Raw genomic sequence first — 18,482 nt, 5'->3', positions numbered from 1 at the left:
CCGGAACCTGTCGCCGCCGCGGAGCCCGAACCGGAGCCTCCAGTCGAGGAGGAGGAGGCCTTGGAGTTGACCGACAAGGTGGAGACCCTCGGCGACCTCGACGTATTCACCGCGCCGGCAGCCGAGCCCGCGGCCGCTCCGCCGCCGATCGAGAGCCTGGTGAGCGAGCGCGCGGCCACCGCTGCGGCCTCGTCGTTCGGCGCGCTGTCGGCCGCTATCGCCATGCCGCGCGGCGATCGCACGCTGGAGGACGTTGTTCGCGAACTGCTGCGTCCGCTTCTGCAACAGTGGCTCGACGAAAACCTGCCCGCCATCGTCCAGCAGGCCGTCGAGACCGAAGTCGAACGCATCGCCCGCGGGCGAGTACGCTAGGCCGAGTTGCTCCCCACCGGGGGAGCTGTCAGCGACGCTGACTGAGGGGGCTTCCTCCGAGGTCTCCCCCGGCGGTTTCCGAACCATTTGAGCGGAAACCCCCTCCGGCCCGCCGGGCCACCTCCCCCTGTGGGGGAGGAACGTGTAAGCACCGCCCAGCCATGCTTGAAAAGACCTTCGATCCCAAATCCGCCGAACCGCGCCTCTATGCCGCCTGGGAGGCCTCGGGCGACTTTGCGCCGATCCGCGACCCGGCCGCCGAACCCTTCTCCATTGTCATTCCGCCGCCCAACGTCACCGGTTCGCTGCATATCGGGCACGCGCTGAACAACACCCTGCAGGACGTGCTGATCCGCTTCGAGCGCATGCGGGGCAAGGCGGCGCTTTGGCTGCCCGGCACCGACCACGCCGGCATCGCCACCCAGATGGTGGTCGAACGCCAGCTCTCCGAGGTCGGCAATCAGAGCCGCCGCGACCTGGGCCGCGACGCGTTCGTCGCCAAGGTCTGGGAATGGAAGGCCAAGTCCGGCGGGACCATCACCAACCAGCTGAAGCGTCTGGGCGCCAGCTGCGACTGGAGCCGCGAACGGTTCACCCTGGACGAGGGTCTGTCGGCGGCAGTCCGCAAGGTTTTTGTGACCCTTTACAAGGAAAAGCTCATCTACCGCGACAAGCGGCTGGTGAACTGGGACCCGCACTTCCAGACGGCCATCTCCGACCTGGAGGTCGAGCAGCGCGAGGTCGACGGCCACTATTGGCACTTCGCCTATCCGCTGGAAGACGGAACCGGCGAGATCGTGGTCGCCACCACTCGCCCGGAGACCATGTTGGGCGACGCCGCCGTCGCCGTGCACCCCAAGGACGAGCGCTACCAGCATCTGATCGGGCGCGCCGTGCGCCTGCCGATCGTGGGTCGCCCGGTGCCGATCATCGCCGATGAGTATGCGGACCCCGAGAAGGGTTCCGGCGCGGTGAAGATCACCCCCGCGCACGACTTCAACGACTTCATGGTCGGCAAGCGCAACAGCCTGCCGATGATCAACATTTTCGACGACTTCGCGAAGATCAGCGACAACGCGCCCGCCGAGTACCGCGGCCTGGACCGCTTCGCCGCGCGCAAGAAGGTGGTCGAGGCGTTCGAAGCGCTGGGCCTGCTGCGCGGCATCGAGAAGACCCGCCACATGGTGCCGCACGGCGACCGCTCGGGCGTGGTCGTCGAGCCCTATCTGACGGACCAGTGGTACGTGAACGCCGAGGTGCTCGCCAAGCCGGCCATCCGGGCGATCGAGCAGGGCGACACCGTCTTCGTGCCCAAGGCCTGGGAGAAGACCTACTTCGAGTGGATGCGGAACATCCAGCCGTGGTGCATCTCGCGCCAGCTCTGGTGGGGCCACCGCATCCCGGCCTGGTTCGGGCCGGGCGGAAAGATCTTCGTCGCCGAGACCGAGGCCGAGGCAAAGACGCAGGCGCTGGAGCACTACGGCCGGGAGGAACCGCTGCGCCAGGACGAGGATGTCCTCGACACCTGGTTCTCCTCGGCGCTGTGGCCGTTCTCGACGCTCGGCTGGCCCGAGAAGACCGACGACCTCGCCCGGTTCTACCCGACGCACACCCTGATCACCGGGTTCGACATCATCTTCTTCTGGGTCGCCCGGATGATGATGCAGGGCCTGCATTTCATGGACGAGGTCCCCTTCAAGCGCATCTTCATCAACGCCCTGGTCCGCGACGCGGAGGGCAAGAAGATGAGCAAGTCCAAGGGAAACGTCATGGACCCCCTTGAGCTGGTGGACGATTACGGCGCCGACGCGCTGCGCTTCACGCTCACCGCCATGTCGGGGCAGGCGAGGGACATCAAGCTCTCCCGCGAGCGGATCGAGGGCTACCGCAACTTCGGCACCAAGCTGTGGAACGCCACGCGCTTCACCCAGATGAACGGCGCGGCGCGCGCCGAGGGCTTCGATCCGGCGAAGGTGAAGCTGCCGCTCAACCGCTGGATCGTCGGTGAGACGACGCGAACAGCGAAGGCGGTGACCGCGGCTCTGGACACCTGCGGCTTCGACGCCGCCGCCGACGGCCTCTACCGCTTCGTCTGGCGGCAGTATTGCGACTGGTACGTGGAATTGGCCAAGCCGGTGCTGGGCAAGCCCGACGAGCCCTCCGCCGACGAGGCTGCGCGTGACGAAACCCGTGCGACAGCCGCCTGGGTTCTCGACGTGATCCTGAAGCTGCTGCACCCGGTCATGCCGTTCCTGACCGAGGAACTGTGGGCGCAGACGCAAGGGCTGGGCGCCGCGCGGGGTCACAAGGGCTTCCTGATGACCGCGCCCTGGCCCGATCTGCCCGACAGCCTGATCGACCCGGCGGCCGACGCAACCATTGGCCTGATCGTCGAGACCATTGCCGAGGGCCGCTCGGTGCGCGCCGAGCTGAATGTGCCCAACTCCGCCCGCCCGCCGTTGCTGGTGGTCGATGCGACGCCCGCGCAGCGCGGCGTGCTGCAGGACGCCGCCCCGCTGATCCAGCAGATGCTGCGCGTGTCCGCGGTGCAGATCGTCGATTCGCCGCCGGCCGGGGCGATCCCCTACGTCGTGGAGGGCGCGACGCTCGCCCTGCCGGTCGCCGAGTTCATCGACGTCGCCGCCGAACGCGCTCGGCTGGGCAAGGAGGTCGGCAACCTGGCGTCCGACATCGACCGCACCGCCAAGAAGCTGGCCAACGCCGACTTCGTCGCCCGAGCGCCGGAGGAAGTGGTCGAGGAGAACCGCGAACGTCTGGCCGACGCCGAGGCTGCCAAGGCCAAGCTCGAGGCCGCCCTCAGCCGCCTCACCGCGGTGGTCTAGGGCGCTCGCCGACCTATCGCCGGTTTAACTTGCGGCGGCCCGCAACTCGGCCATCCTGCCGCGATCGACGGGGAATCCTGCATGCGTAGACTGATGATCGCGGCCGCAGCCGCAGTGACGTTGTCGTTCGGCCTTTCGGCGGTCAGCGCCTGGGCCGCGGACGATCCGCCCAAGGCCGATGCGGCCAAGAAGGACGGCGACAAGGACAAGAAGTCCGACATCGACCTGCCGCCGTTCCCCGCCGAGGCCAGCGTCAAGCAGGTGACCCACGTCGCTGGCAAGACGCTGAACTACACCGCAACGGTCGGCGCCCTGCCGGTGCGCGACGAGAAGGGCAAGAAGGTCGCCGAGGTGGTGTTCACCGCCTATGTGCTCGACGGCCCGCGCGACCCCAATCGCCCGGTGACCTTCGCCTTCAACGGCGGCCCGGGCGCGGCCTCGGTCTACCTGAACCTGGGCGCCATCGGGCCCAAGCGCGTGCAGTTCGGCGCCCAGGGCGACGGGCCCTCGGACCCGGCGGTGCTGGCGGACAATCCCGGCACCTGGATGGACTTCACCGACATGGTGTTCATCGATCCGGTGGGCACGGGTTTCTCGCGATCCCTGGTGGACAAGGACGAGACCAAGAAGCGGTTCTATTCGATCAAGCCGGACATCGAGTACCTGTCGCGCATCGTCTACGACTGGCTTTTGAAGAACGGTCGGATGGCCTCGCCGAAGTACGTGGCGGGCGAGAGCTACGGCGGCTTCCGGGCGCCGAAGATCACCTATTACCTGCAGACCCAGCTCGGCGTGGGCGTCAGCGGCATCGTGATGGTTTCGCCCTACCTTGAGCCGGGGATGAACAACGACCCGGACTTCTCGCCGATGAACTGGGTCACGACCCTACCGTCGATGACCGCGGCCAACTACGAGCGGCAGGGCAAGCCGCTCTCGCCGGCCCTGATGAAGGAGGTCGAGGACTATACCCGCGGCGAATTCACCGAGGATCTGATGAAGGGCCGCCGCGACCCCGCCGCTGTGGCGCGGGTGGTGGACAAGGTCACGACCTACACCGGCCTCGATCGGGAGTTCGTGCAGCGCTCCGGCGGCCGCATCGACGTCGGCGCCTTCCTGCGCGAGCTCTATCGCGACAAGGGCCGCATCGCGAGCGTCTACGATTCCAACGTGACCCAGGAGGATCCCTTCCCCTGGTCGCCGCAGGGGCGGCGAGGAGACCCGATCCTGGACGCGATCATCGCGCCCACCACCAGCGCCATGGTCGACTTCGACACCCGCATCGTCGGCTGGAAGGCCGAGGGCCGGTTCAACGCGCTCAGCTATGAGGTCGGCGATAACTGGGAGAAGGGCGTCGAACTGGTCGACGCGACGTCCGATCTGCGCAACGCCGTCGCCGCCGACCCCAGGATGAAGGTGCTGATCGCCCACGGCTACGACGATCTGTCGTGCCCCTATTTCGTCTCGCGGCTGGTGATCGACCAGATGCCGATCTCGGGTGATGCCAGCCGGGTGAAGCTGGCGATCTATCCGGGCGGCCACATGTTCTATTCAAGGCCAGCCAGCCAGGCGTCATTCCGCGCCGACGTGATGCAGGTTTTCGGGGTCCATTGAGCAGCCTGGTCGGAAGCTGGCGGCTGGTTTCGGCCCAGTACGAGTTCTCGGACGCCGCGGAGCCTATCCCGATGTATGGCGCCGCGCCGCTCGGGCGGTTGATCCTGACCGGCGACGGCCGGATGTCGGCGATGATCACCTGCGGCGATCGCTCGGCGGCGGAGGACGAGGCGGGGCTGTTCCGTGGCATGATGGCCTATTCCGGCGCCTATCGCGTCGAGGCCGACCACTTCGTCACCGAGGTTGATCTGGCCTGGTCGCCGGCCTGGATTGGCACGGCCCAGACCCGCTTCTTCGAGATCGAAGGCGACCTGCTGTCCCTGGTGACGGCCAATCAGGACCATCCCCTGTTCCCTGGCCGCGCCGGTCGCGGCCGCCTGGTCTGGCGGCGGGAACCGTCCTAGGGCTGACGAACGCGGGTCGGAATTTGCCTCCCGGGCTGGGTTATGGTTGTTCACCCAGGACGCGAGGCCCGCTTGAGAAGCCCCGCGAGACTTAGGGAATCATCCGATGTCCGAAGCCCCTTTGCCGCCGGGCTGGCCCGCCATGTCGATCCAGCAGGCCCACGCGATCCTGTCAGGTCCGGGCATGCCCACCGAGGTCGGCGAAGAGACCATCCGCGGGATCCGGACCAAGGTCTGGAAGAACCTGCCGCCAAGCCTGCGCTCGGTGGTCGAGGGCGCCCGCGCCCACGGCGAGAGGATCTTCCTGGTCTATGAGGATGAGCGGGTCAGCTTCGACGCCTTCCACCGCGCGGTGGCGGCGTTGGCGGCTGAGCTGACCGCCCAGGGCGTGGTCAAGGGCGATCGGGTCGCGGTGATCATGCGCAACATCCCCGAATGGGTGGTGGCCTTTTACGCAGCCGCCTCGGTCGGCGCGGTAGTGACGCCGCTGAACGCCTGGTGGACCGGACCGGAGCTGGAATACGGCCTGACCGACTCGGGAACCAAGGTCGTGCTGACGGACCGTGAGCGCTATGAGCGCATGACCCAGCACCTGCCCAATTGCCCCGACCTGGTGCGCGTCTACGTCACCCGCGAACGCGACGAGATCGCCCACCCGCTGGTGACCAAGCTGGAAGATGTGATCGGGAGTCCTGGCGCCTGGAAGGATCTGCCGGACACTGCGATGCCGACAGTGGAGATCGCCCCCGACGACGACGCCACGATCTTCTACACCTCGGGGACGACGGGGAAGCCGAAGGGCGCGCTCGGCACCCAGCGCGGGGTCAACTCCAACATCATGGCGGCGATCTGCGGGGGCGCGCGGGCGTTCCTGCGGCGCGGCGAACAGCCGCCGGCCCCCGATCCGGACGCGCCGCAGCGGTCCTCGCTGATCTCTGTGCCGTTCTTCCATGTGACCGGCTGCTTCGCCGTGCTGAACCCGAGCCTGTTCGGCGGGGCCAAGCTGGTGATGATGCGCAAGTGGGAGCCGATCCGCGCCTTCGAACTCATCGAGCGCGAGCGGGTGAGCCTGGCCGGCGGCGTGCCGACCATCGCCTGGCAGCTGATCGAGCACCCTGCGCGCAAGAACTACGATCTGTCGTCGCTGGAATCCGTCGCCTATGGCGGCGCGCCGTCGGCTAAGGAACTGGTGGCCGCGCTCCGCGAAGCCTTCCCGAAATCCTCACCTGGCCAGGGCTGGGGCATGACCGAGACCTGCGCCACGGTGACCGGCAACAGCGCCGAGGACTATTGGAACCGGCCTGAGAGCTGCGGGGTGGCTGTACCGGTCTCCGAACTGCAGATCCGCGATCCCGCCGACGGCGTCACCGTCCTGCCGGCCAACACGGTGGGCGAACTGTGGTCCAACGGGCCGCAGGTGGTGAAGGGCTATTGGAACAAGCCGGAGGCGACGGCCCAGACCTTCGTCGACGGCTGGGTGCGCACCGGCGACCTGGCCAAGCTGGACGGCGAGGGGTTCTGCTACATCATCGACCGGGCCAAGGACATGCTGATCCGCGGCGGCGAGAACATCTACTGCATCGAAGTGGAGAACGCGCTTTACGACCACCCGGCGGTGATGGACGCCGCCGTGGTCGGCATCCCGCACCGCACCTTGGGCGAGGAGCCTGGCGCGGTGGTGACCCTCAAGCCCGGGGCGCAAGCCACCGAAGACGAGTTACGCGCCCACGTCGCCGAGCGGCTGGCGGCCTTCAAGGTGCCGGTGGCGGTGAAGTTCTGGCCTGAGGTGCTGCCCCGCAACGCCAACGGCAAGATCCTCAAGAACGAACTGAAAAAGTTGTTCGAGGACGAGAAGGCGTCAGCCTAGGGCGGCCGGTGAAGACCCGCGCCGATCTCCTGCTGGTTGCGCGCGGCCTGTTCGAGAGCCGCGCCAAGGCCCGGGCCGCCATCGAGGCCGGCGGGGTCACCGCTGACGGCCGGCCGGTCCTGAAGCCTGCGGAGTTGCTGGACGAGGGCGCGTTGATCGCGGCTACGGCGGCGCATCCTTGGGTCGGGCGCGGCGCGCTCAAGCTGGAATACGCCCTGGGGCTCTGGCCGATCGCGGTCGAGGGCCGGATCGTCCTCGACGTCGGCGCCTCCACCGGCGGCTTCACCGAGGTCTGCCTGGCGGCGGGCGCGCGGCGGGTCTACGCGGTGGACGTTGGACGCGGCCAACTTCACGACAGCCTGGCGGACGATCCGCGTGTCGTGCGGCTGGAGGGCGTCGATGCGCGGGTGCTGACCGTGGCCGAGATCTCCGAGTCGCCGCAAATGGTCGTCTGCGACGTCAGCTTCATCGGCCTCGCCAAGGTCTTGCCGGTCGCGCTGGGGCTCGCCGCGCGGGGCGCGGACCTGGTTGCCCTCGTGAAGCCGCAGTTCGAGGTTGGGCCGGAACGGGTGGGCAAGGGCGGCCTCGTGAAGGACGAGGCGGCGCGCGCCGAAGCCCTGGCCGATGTGCGGGGGTTCCTGGAGGGCGTCGGATGGACGGTCCGCGAGACCGCCGACAGCCCGGTCGAGGGCGGCGATGGCGCCCGCGAATATCTGCTCTGGGCGCGCAAAGGCTGATCCCAAGGAAAAGGGCCGCCCGCGGCAATGCGGGCGGCCCTGGCATCGGCCAAGGACGGGCGACAGAAGGCCTTAGCCGACGATGAAGTACCTGCCCCGATAGTCCGGGCAGACGCGGACGAAGCGGCGGTCGACGCGACCGTCGGGGAAGTAGACCGGGCTCTCGGCGACGGTGCAGCCGTCCGGACCGACCCGCTCCTCGACCACCCGATAACGCACGCCGTGGCGGCCGTAGACGAACAGCGCTTCACGTTGGGGGTAATAACCCGGCGGCGGCGGGGGCGGCGCGTAGTAGGCGCCGCCATAGCCCGGCGGCGGCGGCGGGCCGGGCTGATAGCCGGGCGGCGGCGGGCCATCTTCGCCGGCCTGGCCCGGCGGCGGCGGCGGCGGACCGTTGGTGCAGGCGGCGGTCGAGTGGCCGATGGCGGCGCCGGCGATCGCACCGACCACGCCGCCCAGCAACGAGCCGTCGGTGCGGTGGCCGCCGGCCGCCATCTGAGAGCCGATCACCGCGCCGCCGGCTCCGCCGAGCAGGGCGCCGGCGACGCCGCGACCGTTCGCGTCGCGCTGGCAGGGGTCGTAGTTGTTGTAGGCCGGCGCCGGCTGCGCGGAGGCCGCGGCCGCCGCGCCCAGGGCCAGGAGGCCGACCGATGCGGCCACGCAGCCCTTGGCGAAGGTCGAAGACTTGGTCATGGGTATCCCTCTCTCGAATCTTTGCAGCGGCCTGTTCGGCGGCTTCGAGGACTCCTTTCGCCCAACCAAGCTGAACAAATTTTGAGCGGGCCGTTCATCTTCGTTCATCTTCCTGACCGCCTTCGCGCGAGGACGCCTGTCCGACCATGAGACCGCCCCCGCGCCACCGCCGCGCACCGGACCGCCCGGCGCGCCCCACAGGGCCGCCCGTCGAGCTCACCATCGAGTCATTGGGCGGCGAGGGTGATGGCATGGCGCGCGGCCCCGCCTTCGTGCCGTTCACCTTGCCGGGCGAGCGGGTGCTGGCGGCGGGCGGCGGCGAGCGGCGAGACTTGGTGGAGGTGCTGGAGGCCAGCGCCGAGCGGGTGGCGGCGCCATGCCCGCACTTCGGGACCTGCGGCGGTTGCGCCCTACAGCACTGGGCGGCCGACCCGTACTTGGCCTGGAAGGTTGAGCGCCTGGTGGGAACCCTGGCGCGCCAGCAGATCGAGACAGAGATTCTGCCGCCCTTCGCCGCCCAACTGGGCGCGCGCCGCCGGGTCGCCCTTCACGCCCGCCGGGGCAACCGCGAGGCCGCCAAGCTGGGCTACAAGGCGCGCAAGTCCTGGGACCTGGTGGACATCGACGTCTGCCCGATTTCCGACCCCGCCATCGCCGCGGCGATCCCGGCGCTCAAGCGCCTTGCTGCGCCACTGTTCGAGCATCCGAAGTCTGCGCCGACGCTGCACGTGACCTTGACCGACAGCGGCCTCGACATCGACATCTCCGGCGTGGAGCGCAAGTCGGGCGGCCTTTCCGCCGACGCCCGCGTGCTGCTGGCCGACCGCGCGGCGGAGGCGGCCTTTGCCCGGGTGACGATCGACGGCGAGGTCGCCTACCAGGCGCGCCTGCCGCAGGTGCGCCTGGGGCCCGCCACGGTCGCCCTGCCGCCCGGCGCCTTCTTGCAAGCCACGCCTCAGGCTGAAGCCGTCATGGCGGCGTTCGTGGCGGCTGAGGCGGCGGGCGCGGCGCGGATCGCCGACCTCTATTGCGGCGTCGGCACCTTCACCTTTCGCCTGGCCGGGATCGCCCCGGTCTACGCCGCCGACTTCGCGCCCGAGGCCATCCGCGCGCTCAGCGCCGCCATGGCGAGCGCGCCCGGCCTGCACGGCGTCACCGCCGAGGCCCGCGACCTGGTACGCCGCCCGGTCCTGGCCGAGGAGCTGAAGAAGACGGACCTGGCCGTCTTCGACCCGCCGCGCGCCGGCGCCGCCGAACAGACCGCCGAACTGGCGCGCTCCAAGGTCGCGCGCGTCATCGGGGTTTCCTGCAACCCGGCCACCTTCGCCCGAGACGCCCGCACCCTGATCGACGCCGGCTTCACCCTCGACCGCGTCCTGCCAGTTGATCAGTTCCTCTGGTCGCCCCACATCGAGCTGGTGGGGGTGTTCACGAGGTGAGCTTCCCCAAGCGCTTCTCCATGAATGGGGGAGGTCTTGGATCCACTCGCTTTTCCTCTCCTCTTGCTATCCAAACAGATCGATCTGATCCCCGGGCTTAGGCGGGACGCGGAACAGGCTGAGGTCGAGCGGCGGGAGCTTGCCGGCGATGCCCAGGCGTTGCTTGGCGACGGCGAAGCGGCGGGACATCAGGGCGGCGAGGGGGCCTTCGCCCTTCATCCGCTTACCCCACTGGCTGTCGTAGGTCTTGCCGCCCCGCATCTGGCGGACCAGGGACATGACCCGGCTGGCGCGGTCGGGGTGGTCGGTGGCCAGCCACTCCTGGAAGAGGTCGGCGATCTCCATCGGCAGGCGGAGCGCCACATAGCCCGCGCCGCGCGCGCCGGCGCCCGCTGCGCGCTCCAGCACCGCCTCGATCTCATGGTCGTTGAGGCCGGGGATGGCGGGCGCGAACATCACCACGGTCGGCACGCCGGCGTCGCTCAGGCGGCGGACGGCGTCGAGGCGTTTTTCCGGGGTCGCGGCGCGGGGCTCCATGGACCGCGCGAGCTTGCGGTCCAGCGTGGTGATCGAGATCGCCACCCGCACCAGGTTCTTCTCCGCCATGGGCGCCAGCAGGTCGAGGTCGCGCAGGATCAGGCCGGATTTGGAGATCACCGAGAACGGGTGGTTGAAGCGGGCGAGCACCTCGATGACCTGGCGGGTGATCCGGAGGCGCCGTTCCTGTGGCTGGTAGGGGTCGGTGTTGCCGCCGATATGGATTACGTCGGGGACGTAGGTTTCTTTCGACAGCTCCCGCTCAAGCAGGCGCGCGGCGTCCGGCTTGAAGAACAGCTTGGACTCGAAGTCGAGGCCAGGCGAGAGGCCCATGTAGGCGTGGGCAGGGCGCGCGTAGCAGTAGATGCAGCCATGCTCGCAGCCCCGGTAGGGATTGATCGAGGCGGAGAACCCCACATCGGGACTGTCGTTGCGCGTGATGATCACCTTCGCTTTCTCGGGCGAGACGGTGGTGGTCAGTCGCGCCGGCTCGATGTCGTCCGGGGTCCAGCCGTCGTCGAAGGCATCGCGCGCCTCGGCCTCATAGCGGCCGCTGCCATTGGTGCGGGCGCCTCGCCCACGGACGACGGTGATCTGCTGGGTGAAGGTGGTCACCCATTGACGCTAACGCCCGCATGAGAACAAAACAAGAACTTCTAAGTGGAATAGGCCGGCCTCAGCCCGGGATATGGCCAGCGCACCTTGACGATGCGGCTGAGGCCGGAGGAGGTGATCCAGGCATCGCGCATATCCGCCCCACCGAACGCCAGATTTGTGGTCATCGGGTCGTCGAACTGGATGAACTCCGTCCCGCCGGCAGCGTCAAAGATACTGATCCCGCCGGCGATCAGGGTGCAGACGCAGACCTTGCCATCGGCCAGCACCTTCAGGCTGTCGGCAACCGAGCGTTCGCGCAGATTGGCGTGGGCGGCGTTGGGGTAGGAGGTCGAGGGTCCGAGTTCGCCCGGACCTTTGATGTCGAAGGTCCAGAGTTGGCGGCCCTCGCTGACGTGAAGCTGCTTGCCGTCCGGCGACAGGCCGATGCCGTTCGGCGCGCTCATGCCCCCCTTGGCCTGCTTGATGCCCCTGCCGTCGGCGCGCGCATAGTAGATGCCCGCGTCGCCCTTCACCTTGCCGTAGTCGCTGATCCACATGCCGCCGTGATGGTCGAAGACCAGATCGTCCGGCGCCACCAGCCGCTTGCCGTCGCAGCTATCGTAGAGGGTGACCGCCTTGCCGGTCTTCAGGTCGAGGCGCTGGATGTAGCCGCCCGCGAAATCCGCCGGGATGGCGCCCGGGTAGTTGAACGCGCCGCGCCGGTTGAAGCTGAAGCGCCCACCGTCATTGGCGATGTAGAGCGCCTTGTCCGGCCCGATCGCCAGGCCGTTGGGCCCGCCGTCGAGCTGGGCGACCAGGTCCACCGTGCCGTCCGGCTTCAGCCGGCTGACCTGCTTGGCCTCGATCTGAACGAACAACACCGAGCCGTCGTTCATCACCACCGGCGCCTCGGGGAAATGCAGGCCAGTCGCCACCGTGGTCATGGCCAGGGTCGGCGGCGGGAAGCTGGGTGGCGGCGGAGTCGGCCGCGGCGTGGGCGCGGCAGGCTCCTGGGCGAGGGCAAGGCCGGACAACGCCAGGAATGGCGCTGCGGCGAGCAGGGTGCGGCGGTCCATCGTTTTTCCCCCAGTCTTTTGTTTTGCCGCAGCGTCGGACATCCGGCGGCCTATGTCGACGGTTGACCTTCGCCGCCAACGCAGGGCTTCTGCCGCCATGCTGAGCGTGATCGTCGAGACCGCCGACGCGGGAGACCGGTTGCCGGCGCTGTTGTCGGCGCTGACGTCGCTGGCGGTCGAGGGACTGGTGCGCGAAGTGCTGATCGCCGGCGGCGGTCCGCCGGAGCTGCTGGCCGTGCTGCGCGAGGAGACCGGCGCCGAACTGGCCGACGACCTGGCCACGGCGCTCGCGGCGGCGCGTTCGGACCGGTTGTTGGTCATACCGGCGAAGATACGGCTGAAGCCCGGCTGGCTGGAGCTGCTGGCCAAGCATCTGCGAAGCGGCGGCGGTGACGCCCTGCTGATCGGCGAGGGCGGTTTCTTCGGCGAAAAACCCTTCGGCGTGCTGATCGGGCGCGCGCCGGCTGTGGCCCTAACGCATCCCGATCTGAAGCGCCTGCGAGGCCAGCTGGGTCGTGGCGCGGCTCGGCTGGCCTAGGTAGTCGAGGCGCTCATCGGCGGCCCGGCCGCCGGCGGCAAGGGCGTCGAGGCTTTGCGTGGGCTGTCCCCACATTCTGCGATAGGTCCAGTAGCCGGCCAGCACCCTCTGGACATAGGTGCGGGTTTCCTGCGCGGGCAGGCATTCCATGATCAGCAGGCCATCGGCGTCAGGACCGAGGACCTGAGCGGTCTTGAGCACCGGCCCGGGGCCGGCGTTGTAGGCTGCGACCGCGCGGATCAGGTCGTGCCCGACGCCCTTTTCCAGGAGCCAGGTGAAGTAGTCCTGGCCGACCCGAAGGTTGAAGCCCGGATCGAACAGCGGGGTCGCATCGCGTTTCAGCTTGTCGTCGCCGGCGGCGATGGCGGCCGACGCCGGCATAACCTGCATCAGCCCGGTCGCGCCGACGGGCGACACCGCCTGCGGGTTGAAGCGGCTTTCCTGGCGGACCACGGCGTAGACCAGCGCTTTGTCGAGGGTGAACCCGTAGAGTGGGGTGAGCTCTGGAGTCGGGTAGTCGAGATCGGCGCTGCGCGGCGGGCTGGCCCGGTCGGCGAGCGAGGTCCCCATGGCCAGCGTCAGGGCCTTCCAGCGCGCCTGATCCGCGCTGGTGCGGGCGAGCGCCATGCCCGCGCGCAGCTCCTGGATGGCGTCGGAACCGCGGCCGATCTGGGCCAACGCCGCGGCGCGGTGGGCGCGCGGGTCGGTGGCCACGAAGCTGACGAGGTCTGCCGACGGTTGATCGGCGGCGGGCACAGTGTAGGCGGCCAGCAGCAGCCGGGCCAATGGGTCGTCGGTCGCCGCGAGGCTTGCCTGGTCGGCCAGCTTCAGCTGCCGGGCAGCCAGCATGCCGTAGAAGGTTTCGCCGTTGCGCGCGGCGATCCGCAGGTGCTGGGCCGAGCCCACACTGTCATTCTGGGCCAGGGCGGAGCGGGCGGCCCAGAACGCGGCCGCCGATTGCAGCCACGCGTCGCACTCGCCGTCGCGGGCCAGGTCGGCGAAGCTGGCGCGGGCGTGGTCGTAGTCTTTCAGACGGTAGGCCGCGAGACCGGCGATCCAGCGGTCGCCGGAAGCGGTGGCCAGGCTCAGGGCCCGTTTCAGGTCGCCGGCGTAGAACGCCTCGCGGCCACGGCGAGCCTTCTCGGAGAGCTGTGGATTGGAAATCAGCGGCCCGTCGCCCATGGCCATCGGCCTCGGGCCCGCGTCGGCGCTGGGGTCAGTCTTGCGCTTGGCGGCCAGCGCGAAGATGCGGTCGGCCACGGGCAGGTCGCGGAACTTGCCCAGCCAGGCGGAGAGTTCGTCAAAGGCCGCCACGTGCGCCGTCGGGTGCATCAGTTGGTGGAAGCTGAGATAGCCGTCGAGGGAGTGGTCCTTGACCGCCGCGCTCTGCATCTGGGCGTCGATGAAATCGCCGCGCTCGGTGGCGTCGAAAGCCGCCGCATAGGCGCGGGCGTCGTCGCTCGACAGCGCCGCAGGCGCTTCGGCCGCGGCGGCGGCGGCGATGGAGGCGGAGCAGGCAAAGGCGATAGCCCCGGCCCACAGGCGCTTTTTCAGCGTCATGCCGTCTCTTCCGCGCTTGCCCATCGTCTCGTGGGCGGTGCGCAGTCCTCTTCTCGAAGTCCCCGGACGTAAGGGTTATGCGCGACGTCTGAACCGATCAACCCCAAACCGACTTCGGCGGGTGGATTGGCCGCAGGCGCCTCAGGTCAGCATGAGGCCGCCGTCCACCACCAGAACCTGGCCGGTCGTGTAGCCGGCCTTCATTAGATAGACATAGGCCTGCGCGACCTCCGCCGGCTCGCCGCCCCTTGGCGCCGGGAACCGCTCGGTCATCTTGGCCAGGCGCTCCGGCGGCGTGCCGCTCCAGACTTCGGTCAGGATCAGGCCCGGACAGACAGCGTTGACGCGGACTGGCGCCAGATCGACCGCCAGACCCTTAGCCAAATGCTCAATCGCCGCGCCGAATGCCGACGACAGCGGCCGGCCCTTCATCGGCCTGTGGGTCATGGTCCCGTCGGTCAGGGTGATCGAGCCCTTCGGCGACAGACGCGCAAGCGCGTGTTTGATGGCTCTGAGCGCGCCCCAGAAGCGGACCTCCAAGCTCGCCGCCGCGGCGGCGAAATCGAGCTCTGCGATCGCGCCGGTCGGGGTCCGGTCCCAGTCGCCGGCGGTGTAGGCGAGATGATCGAAGGCGCCGACTTCAGCGAAGAATGCCTGGACGCTGGCCTCGTCGCGGACATTGATCGCGGCGCCCGACGCGGCCTGACCAAGCGTGGCCACAGCGGCCTCGACCTTGGCGGCGCTGCTGGAGCCGATCACCACCCGCGCGCCCTCCGCCAACGCGGCCTCCGCCACCGCGAAGCCGATTCCCGAACTGCCGCCGATGATGACGACGCGCTGGTCGCGAAGAGTCGGTACAGGCATGGCGGGCGTCCTCAAGGTGCCGGGCGTTCAGGTCGGTCAAGTCGTTCGGTGAGCGTCAGCAAGTCCGCCCAGGCGCGTTTCTTGGCCGCCGGCTGGCGAAGCAGGAAGGCCGGATGCAGGGTCGGCAGCGCCGGAAGCTCCATCGCACCGTCGGCCGAGCGCCACTCGTGCCAGCGTCCGCGCATGGAGAGTATTCCCTCATCCTTGTTGAGCATGGCCTTGGCCGAGGCGCCGCCGACCAGCAGCAGCATCCTGGGCTGCACGAGGGCGATGGCGCGCTCGACGAAGGGGGCGCAGACAGCCTGTTCGGCAGGTGTCGGCGTGCGGTTGCCGGGCGGGCGCCAGAAGACCGTGTTGGTGATCATCACCCGGCCGCTCAGGCCAGCGGCGGCCAACATCTTGTCCAGAAGCTGGCCCGCTCGACCGACGAAAGGCTGACCCTGGCGATCTTCGTCCTGGCCCGGCCCTTCGCCGATCACCATCAGCGGGGCGGCGGCATCCCCGCGCCAGACCACAGCCTGCGAGGCGGCGCCGTCAAACCTCAGCGGACAGCCGTCGAAGCCGGCGATGGCGGCGCTGAGCGCCTCCAGGGTCTCGGCCTGCGCCGCCAGCGTCCGGGCCTGGGCGACGACGGCCGAGACGTCGGGCTGAGCAGGGCGGCCCGGCGACGGGGCCGGCGCCGCGGCGGCCGCGACCTTGCGCGCCGCGGGCGCCGGCGGGGCAATCCGCCCGGCAGCGATCCGGTCGAGGGGTTCGTCCAGAAGCATGGCGTCCACGCCCGCGTCGGCCCAGAAGGCCAGCAGGGACTCGGCGATCGGATTGGCGGCGGCGCTCACGCCCAAATCTTGGCCGCCCGGCGCGGATTTGTCCAAGGCTGCTAACGGACCCGCAGCCAGAAGCTCGCGCCGTAGAGGTCCAGTTCGGCCATGGCGTCCCTGCGCAACAGGGCCTCGCCCTCGGCCCTGAGCTCCGGGTCGCGCCCGACGAACCAACTGGGAAACAGGATCTCGAAGCGATCCGCGCCGAACAGCAGCGCGGTAGCGAGCAGGTACTGCTCGTTCCAGAGCCGTGGCACGTGCCCGGCGATGTAGTCGTCCGGCAGATAGATGTCGTGGATGTGGACGATGACGCCAGGCTTCAGCCGGGGCAGGATCTCCAGGAAGAAGACCGTGACGTCCGACCCCTGGAAGCTGCGGTGCGAGGAATCCAGGAAGAAGATGTCGCCGGCCTCCAGGCCCTGAAAGACCGCCGTATCCACCCGCTCCAGCGGCAGGCGAATGACCTCGTCGCAGAGCCGGTCAACCTGATTGCGCGGTTCCGGGTCGATGGAGGTGAGGCGGGTTCGCAGGCCGTACTTGCCGATGGCGCGGCGCGCGTACTTCGTCGAGACGCCGGAGCCGACCTCCACCAGGCGCGTGGGACCGTGGGTCTTCAGCATGCCGGTCAGGGCGATGGCGTCGAGGGGCGCGAACCAGGCGTTCAGCCAGAAGGGCGTGGCGGACTCGTAGGTCCCGCCCATCGGCACGTCGGCGAAGTCGCCCTGCAGCGCCCCGAGCTCGGCCAAGAAGGCGGCGTAGCGGTCGCGACCGGCGCCGATCAGGGCGGCCAGTTCCGGATGGGCCGGCCGGCCCGCGCCATAGCGGATCTCGGCGCGGTAGTCGTAGTCGATCAGCTTGAAGTCGTGGACCGCCAGCTCCGTGCAGAACACCTGGGCCGAGAGCGGCGGGGCGGACGCGCCGGGCGGCTGCGAAGCGACCGCGCGGGCGTAAGCGGTTTCGGCCTCCGCAGCGCGGCCCGCGTCGCGCAGGGCGACGGCCAGGTCCGCCCAGGCGCGCGGGTTGGACGCTTCCTGCTCGGCTCCCGATGCGATGGCGGCGACGCCCGCCTCGCGACGGCCGAGCTTGTAGAGAGCTATGCCGTGCAGCCGCCGCACCGTGGCGTTGTCCGGTTCCCGGGCCAGCACTTCGCGGAAGGTGATCTCAGCATGGTTGAGCAGGTGATCCTGTAGCCAGCCAAGGCCGCGCCGGATCTTGGCCTCGTTCGGTCCCGCGGACGGCGGCCCCATGGACGGCGGCCCCATGGACGGCGGCCCCATGGACGGCGGAGAGGGCGGCGATGCGGTCAGCTAGAGGCCCTTGGTCGGGTTGATCAGGTACTTCTCTCCGGTGGTCTTCCGGTTGTAGGCGGCGGCAACCTTGGGATCGAGCGCCTCGGCCAGGCCGATCTCGGCGGTGTAGTGGCTGGCGAAGGTGGTTTTCAACTCGTCGGCGACCCGCTGGCGGAGCTTCTGGACCTCGGCCGGCGGCGTGCGCATCAGGAAATAGGTCAGGAGCCAGCCGCCGACGCCCCAGGCCATGCCGAAGCTGCGCACGAGCTCGGTCGGGCCGGTGTCCAGACCGCCGTAGATGTAGACCTGCTTATGCTGCGCCGAGCCGTAGCGGCTGTAGACCGTGGCCTTGCGGTTGATGGCCGCTTCCATGCCGCCGAGGATCTGGCCGGCCAGCTTGCCGCCGCCGATAGCGTCGAAGGCCAGTGTCGCACCGGTGTCAGCGAGCGCGTCAGTCAACTCGGCCAGGAAACCGGGCGAGCTGGAATCCACGACGTGCGTCGCGCCGATGTCGGTCAGGATGTGGGCCTGGGCGCGGCTGCGTACGATGTTCACCAGCGGCACGCCGTCGGCGAGGCAGATCTTGTTGAGCATCTGGCCCAGGTTCGAGGCCGCGGCGGTGTGGACCAGCGCGGTGTGGCCTTCGCGTTTCATGGTCTCGACCATGCCCAGCGCCGTCAGCGGATTGACGAAGCACGAGGCGCCGTCAGCAGCGCTCGCGCCCGCCGGCAGAGGCAGGACCTCGGCGGCCTTGAAGGTGCGGTATTGGGCGTACATGGCGCCGCCGATCCCGGCGACGGTTTTGCCGAGCAGGGCCTGGGCGGCAGGGTCGGAGCCCGCGGCGACGACGGTTCCAGCGCCCTCGTTGCCGACGGGCAGGGATTGATCGAGGCGGCCGGCCATGGCGCGCATCAGCCCCTGGGGCACGGTGGCGGTCAGGGTGGGTCCGGCGCTGGCCTTGGCGCTCGCCAGGTCGGCGGCGCCCAGCAGCAGGCCAAGGTCCGAAGGATTGATCGGCGAGGCCTCGATGCGGACCAGCACCTCGTCTGGCGCCGGATCGGGAATGTCGACGCTCGCCAGGGAGACTTCGAGCTCGCCGCTCGCCTTGATCAGGGAGCGCAGCTGCAGGCCGGAGCCCGGATTTCCGTTGGCCATGGTGGTGTCCTCGTCCCGTCGTAGAAGCGGCCGCACAGAACCGCTTTGCGCGGGCCGGGGCAATACAGAAGCCGTGGCCGCG

16 protein-coding genes are annotated in these 18,482 nt (G+C 69.3%); 8 read left to right on the top strand and 8 right to left on the bottom strand.

What is annotated here, in order from left to right; translation table 11 throughout:
• From E8A12_RS21660 to E8A12_RS21635, 6 genes are all read left to right on the top strand, one after another.
• On the top strand, window positions 1–372 hold a 372-nt coding region (locus E8A12_RS21660; RefSeq protein ID WP_293372765.1), incomplete at its 5' end, for a DUF2497 domain-containing protein.
• A 161-nt stretch (window positions 373–533) separates the two neighbouring features.
• On the top strand, window positions 534–3,215 hold the full coding sequence (locus tag E8A12_RS21655) for a valine--tRNA ligase (protein WP_293372763.1): 2,682 nt from the start codon (window positions 534–536) through the stop codon (window positions 3,213–3,215).
• Window positions 3,216–3,296: 81 nt separating this feature from the next.
• On the top strand, window positions 3,297–4,826 hold the full coding sequence (locus tag E8A12_RS21650) for a peptidase S10 (RefSeq protein WP_293372761.1): 1,530 nt from the start codon (window positions 3,297–3,299) through the stop codon (window positions 4,824–4,826).
• Window positions 4,823–5,230 carry a lipocalin-like domain-containing protein gene (locus tag E8A12_RS21645; protein WP_293372759.1) on the top strand — a complete coding sequence of 136 codons (408 nt, stop codon included), beginning with the start codon at window positions 4,823–4,825 and terminating at the stop codon, window positions 5,228–5,230. Before E8A12_RS21650 ends, E8A12_RS21645 begins: the two co-directional genes overlap by 4 nt.
• A 106-nt stretch (window positions 5,231–5,336) precedes the next feature.
• On the top strand, window positions 5,337–7,097 hold the full coding sequence (locus tag E8A12_RS21640) for a class I adenylate-forming enzyme family protein (RefSeq protein WP_293372757.1): 1,761 nt from the start codon (window positions 5,337–5,339) through the stop codon (window positions 7,095–7,097).
• Window positions 7,098–7,105: 8 nt separating this feature from the next.
• Window positions 7,106–7,834 carry a TlyA family RNA methyltransferase gene (locus E8A12_RS21635; RefSeq protein WP_293372755.1) on the top strand — a complete coding sequence of 243 codons (729 nt, stop codon included), beginning with the start codon at window positions 7,106–7,108 and terminating at the stop codon, window positions 7,832–7,834.
• A gap of 72 nt (window positions 7,835–7,906) precedes the next feature.
• On the opposite strand, the gene E8A12_RS21630 is transcribed toward E8A12_RS21635, so the two are convergent.
• On the bottom strand, window positions 7,907–8,527 hold the full coding sequence (locus E8A12_RS21630) for a glycine zipper 2TM domain-containing protein (protein ID WP_293372753.1): 621 nt from the start codon (window positions 8,525–8,527) through the stop codon (window positions 7,907–7,909).
• Between the two features lie 251 nt (window positions 8,528–8,778).
• On the opposite strand from E8A12_RS21630, the gene E8A12_RS21625 reads away from it, so the two are divergent.
• Window positions 8,779–9,966: an RNA methyltransferase gene (locus E8A12_RS21625; protein ID WP_293372751.1), complete on the top strand. Its 1,188-nt coding sequence runs from the start codon at window positions 8,779–8,781 to the stop codon at window positions 9,964–9,966.
• Window positions 9,967–10,032: 66 nt separating this feature from the next.
• On the opposite strand, the gene E8A12_RS21620 is transcribed toward E8A12_RS21625, so the two are convergent.
• Complete coding sequence (locus tag E8A12_RS21620) at window positions 10,033–11,118, bottom strand: PA0069 family radical SAM protein (protein ID WP_293372749.1); 1,086 nt, start codon at window positions 11,116–11,118, stop codon at window positions 10,033–10,035.
• Window positions 11,119–11,159: 41 nt separating this feature from the next.
• Window positions 11,160–12,176 carry an SMP-30/gluconolactonase/LRE family protein gene (locus E8A12_RS21615; RefSeq protein WP_293372747.1) on the bottom strand — a complete coding sequence of 339 codons (1,017 nt, stop codon included), beginning with the start codon at window positions 12,174–12,176 and terminating at the stop codon, window positions 11,160–11,162.
• 97 nt (window positions 12,177–12,273) lie between these two features.
• Between E8A12_RS21615 and E8A12_RS21610 the strand changes: the two genes are divergently transcribed.
• Window positions 12,274–12,714, top strand: a complete 441-nt coding sequence (locus E8A12_RS21610) for a hypothetical protein (protein WP_293372745.1) — start codon at window positions 12,274–12,276, stop codon at window positions 12,712–12,714.
• Here E8A12_RS21610 and E8A12_RS21605 read toward each other — a convergent pair.
• The 5 genes from E8A12_RS21605 to E8A12_RS21585 all read right to left on the bottom strand — a co-directional run bounded on the left by E8A12_RS21605 (window position 12,649) and on the right by E8A12_RS21585 (window position 18,400).
• Window positions 12,649–14,274 (bottom strand): lytic transglycosylase domain-containing protein, encoded by a 1,626-nt coding sequence (locus tag E8A12_RS21605; RefSeq protein ID WP_293372743.1) that lies wholly within the window; start codon window positions 14,272–14,274, stop codon window positions 12,649–12,651. The genes E8A12_RS21610 and E8A12_RS21605 overlap by 66 nt on opposite strands.
• Window positions 14,275–14,415: 141 nt before the next feature.
• Window positions 14,416–15,138 (bottom strand): SDR family oxidoreductase, encoded by a 723-nt coding sequence (locus tag E8A12_RS21600; protein WP_293372741.1) that lies wholly within the window; start codon window positions 15,136–15,138, stop codon window positions 14,416–14,418.
• An 11-nt stretch (window positions 15,139–15,149) separates the two neighbouring features.
• Window positions 15,150–15,974 carry a uracil-DNA glycosylase gene (locus tag E8A12_RS21595; protein WP_293372739.1) on the bottom strand — a complete coding sequence of 275 codons (825 nt, stop codon included), beginning with the start codon at window positions 15,972–15,974 and terminating at the stop codon, window positions 15,150–15,152.
• A gap of 41 nt (window positions 15,975–16,015) precedes the next feature.
• The gene (locus E8A12_RS21590) at window positions 16,016–17,203 is read right to left on the bottom strand and encodes a class I SAM-dependent methyltransferase (protein ID WP_293372737.1); all 1,188 of its coding nucleotides are present in this window, start codon (window positions 17,201–17,203) and stop codon (window positions 16,016–16,018) included.
• Between the two features lie 60 nt (window positions 17,204–17,263).
• A complete protein-coding gene (locus E8A12_RS21585; RefSeq protein ID WP_293372735.1) occupies window positions 17,264–18,400 on the bottom strand; it encodes a zinc-binding dehydrogenase in 1,137 nt (378 codons plus the stop codon).
• Window positions 18,401–18,482 lie beyond the last annotated feature (82 nt).

It is taken from the genome of Phenylobacterium sp. (assembly GCF_004799395.1).
GTDB lineage: Bacteria > Pseudomonadota > Alphaproteobacteria > Caulobacterales > Caulobacteraceae > Phenylobacterium.
Note: the sequence above shows the minus strand (reverse complement) of the source record. Positions and strands in the feature narration are given on the sequence as shown.

Excerpts from the sequence above, each read along its gene's own strand:
- E8A12_RS21655 (WP_293372763.1), top strand. The coding sequence starts at position 534 with ATGCTTGAAAAGACCTTCGATCCCAAATCCGCCGAACCGCGCCTCTAT.
- E8A12_RS21650 (WP_293372761.1), top strand. The coding sequence starts at position 3,297 with ATGCGTAGACTGATGATCGCGGCCGCAGCCGCAGTGACGTTGTCGTTC.
- E8A12_RS21640 (WP_293372757.1), top strand. The coding sequence starts at position 5,337 with ATGTCCGAAGCCCCTTTGCCGCCGGGCTGGCCCGCCATGTCGATCCAG.
- E8A12_RS21630 (WP_293372753.1), bottom strand. The coding sequence starts at position 8,527 with ATGACCAAGTCTTCGACCTTCGCCAAGGGCTGCGTGGCCGCATCGGTC.
- E8A12_RS21625 (WP_293372751.1), top strand. The coding sequence starts at position 8,779 with ATGGCGCGCGGCCCCGCCTTCGTGCCGTTCACCTTGCCGGGCGAGCGG.
- E8A12_RS21615 (WP_293372747.1), bottom strand. The coding sequence starts at position 12,176 with ATGGACCGCCGCACCCTGCTCGCCGCAGCGCCATTCCTGGCGTTGTCC.
- E8A12_RS21610 (WP_293372745.1), top strand. The coding sequence starts at position 12,274 with ATGCTGAGCGTGATCGTCGAGACCGCCGACGCGGGAGACCGGTTGCCG.
- E8A12_RS21605 (WP_293372743.1), bottom strand. The coding sequence starts at position 14,274 with ATGACGCTGAAAAAGCGCCTGTGGGCCGGGGCTATCGCCTTTGCCTGC.
- E8A12_RS21600 (WP_293372741.1), bottom strand. The coding sequence starts at position 15,138 with ATGCCTGTACCGACTCTTCGCGACCAGCGCGTCGTCATCATCGGCGGC.
- E8A12_RS21590 (WP_293372737.1), bottom strand. The coding sequence starts at position 17,203 with ATGGGGCCGCCGTCCGCGGGACCGAACGAGGCCAAGATCCGGCGCGGC.
- E8A12_RS21585 (WP_293372735.1), bottom strand. The coding sequence starts at position 18,400 with ATGGCCAACGGAAATCCGGGCTCCGGCCTGCAGCTGCGCTCCCTGATC.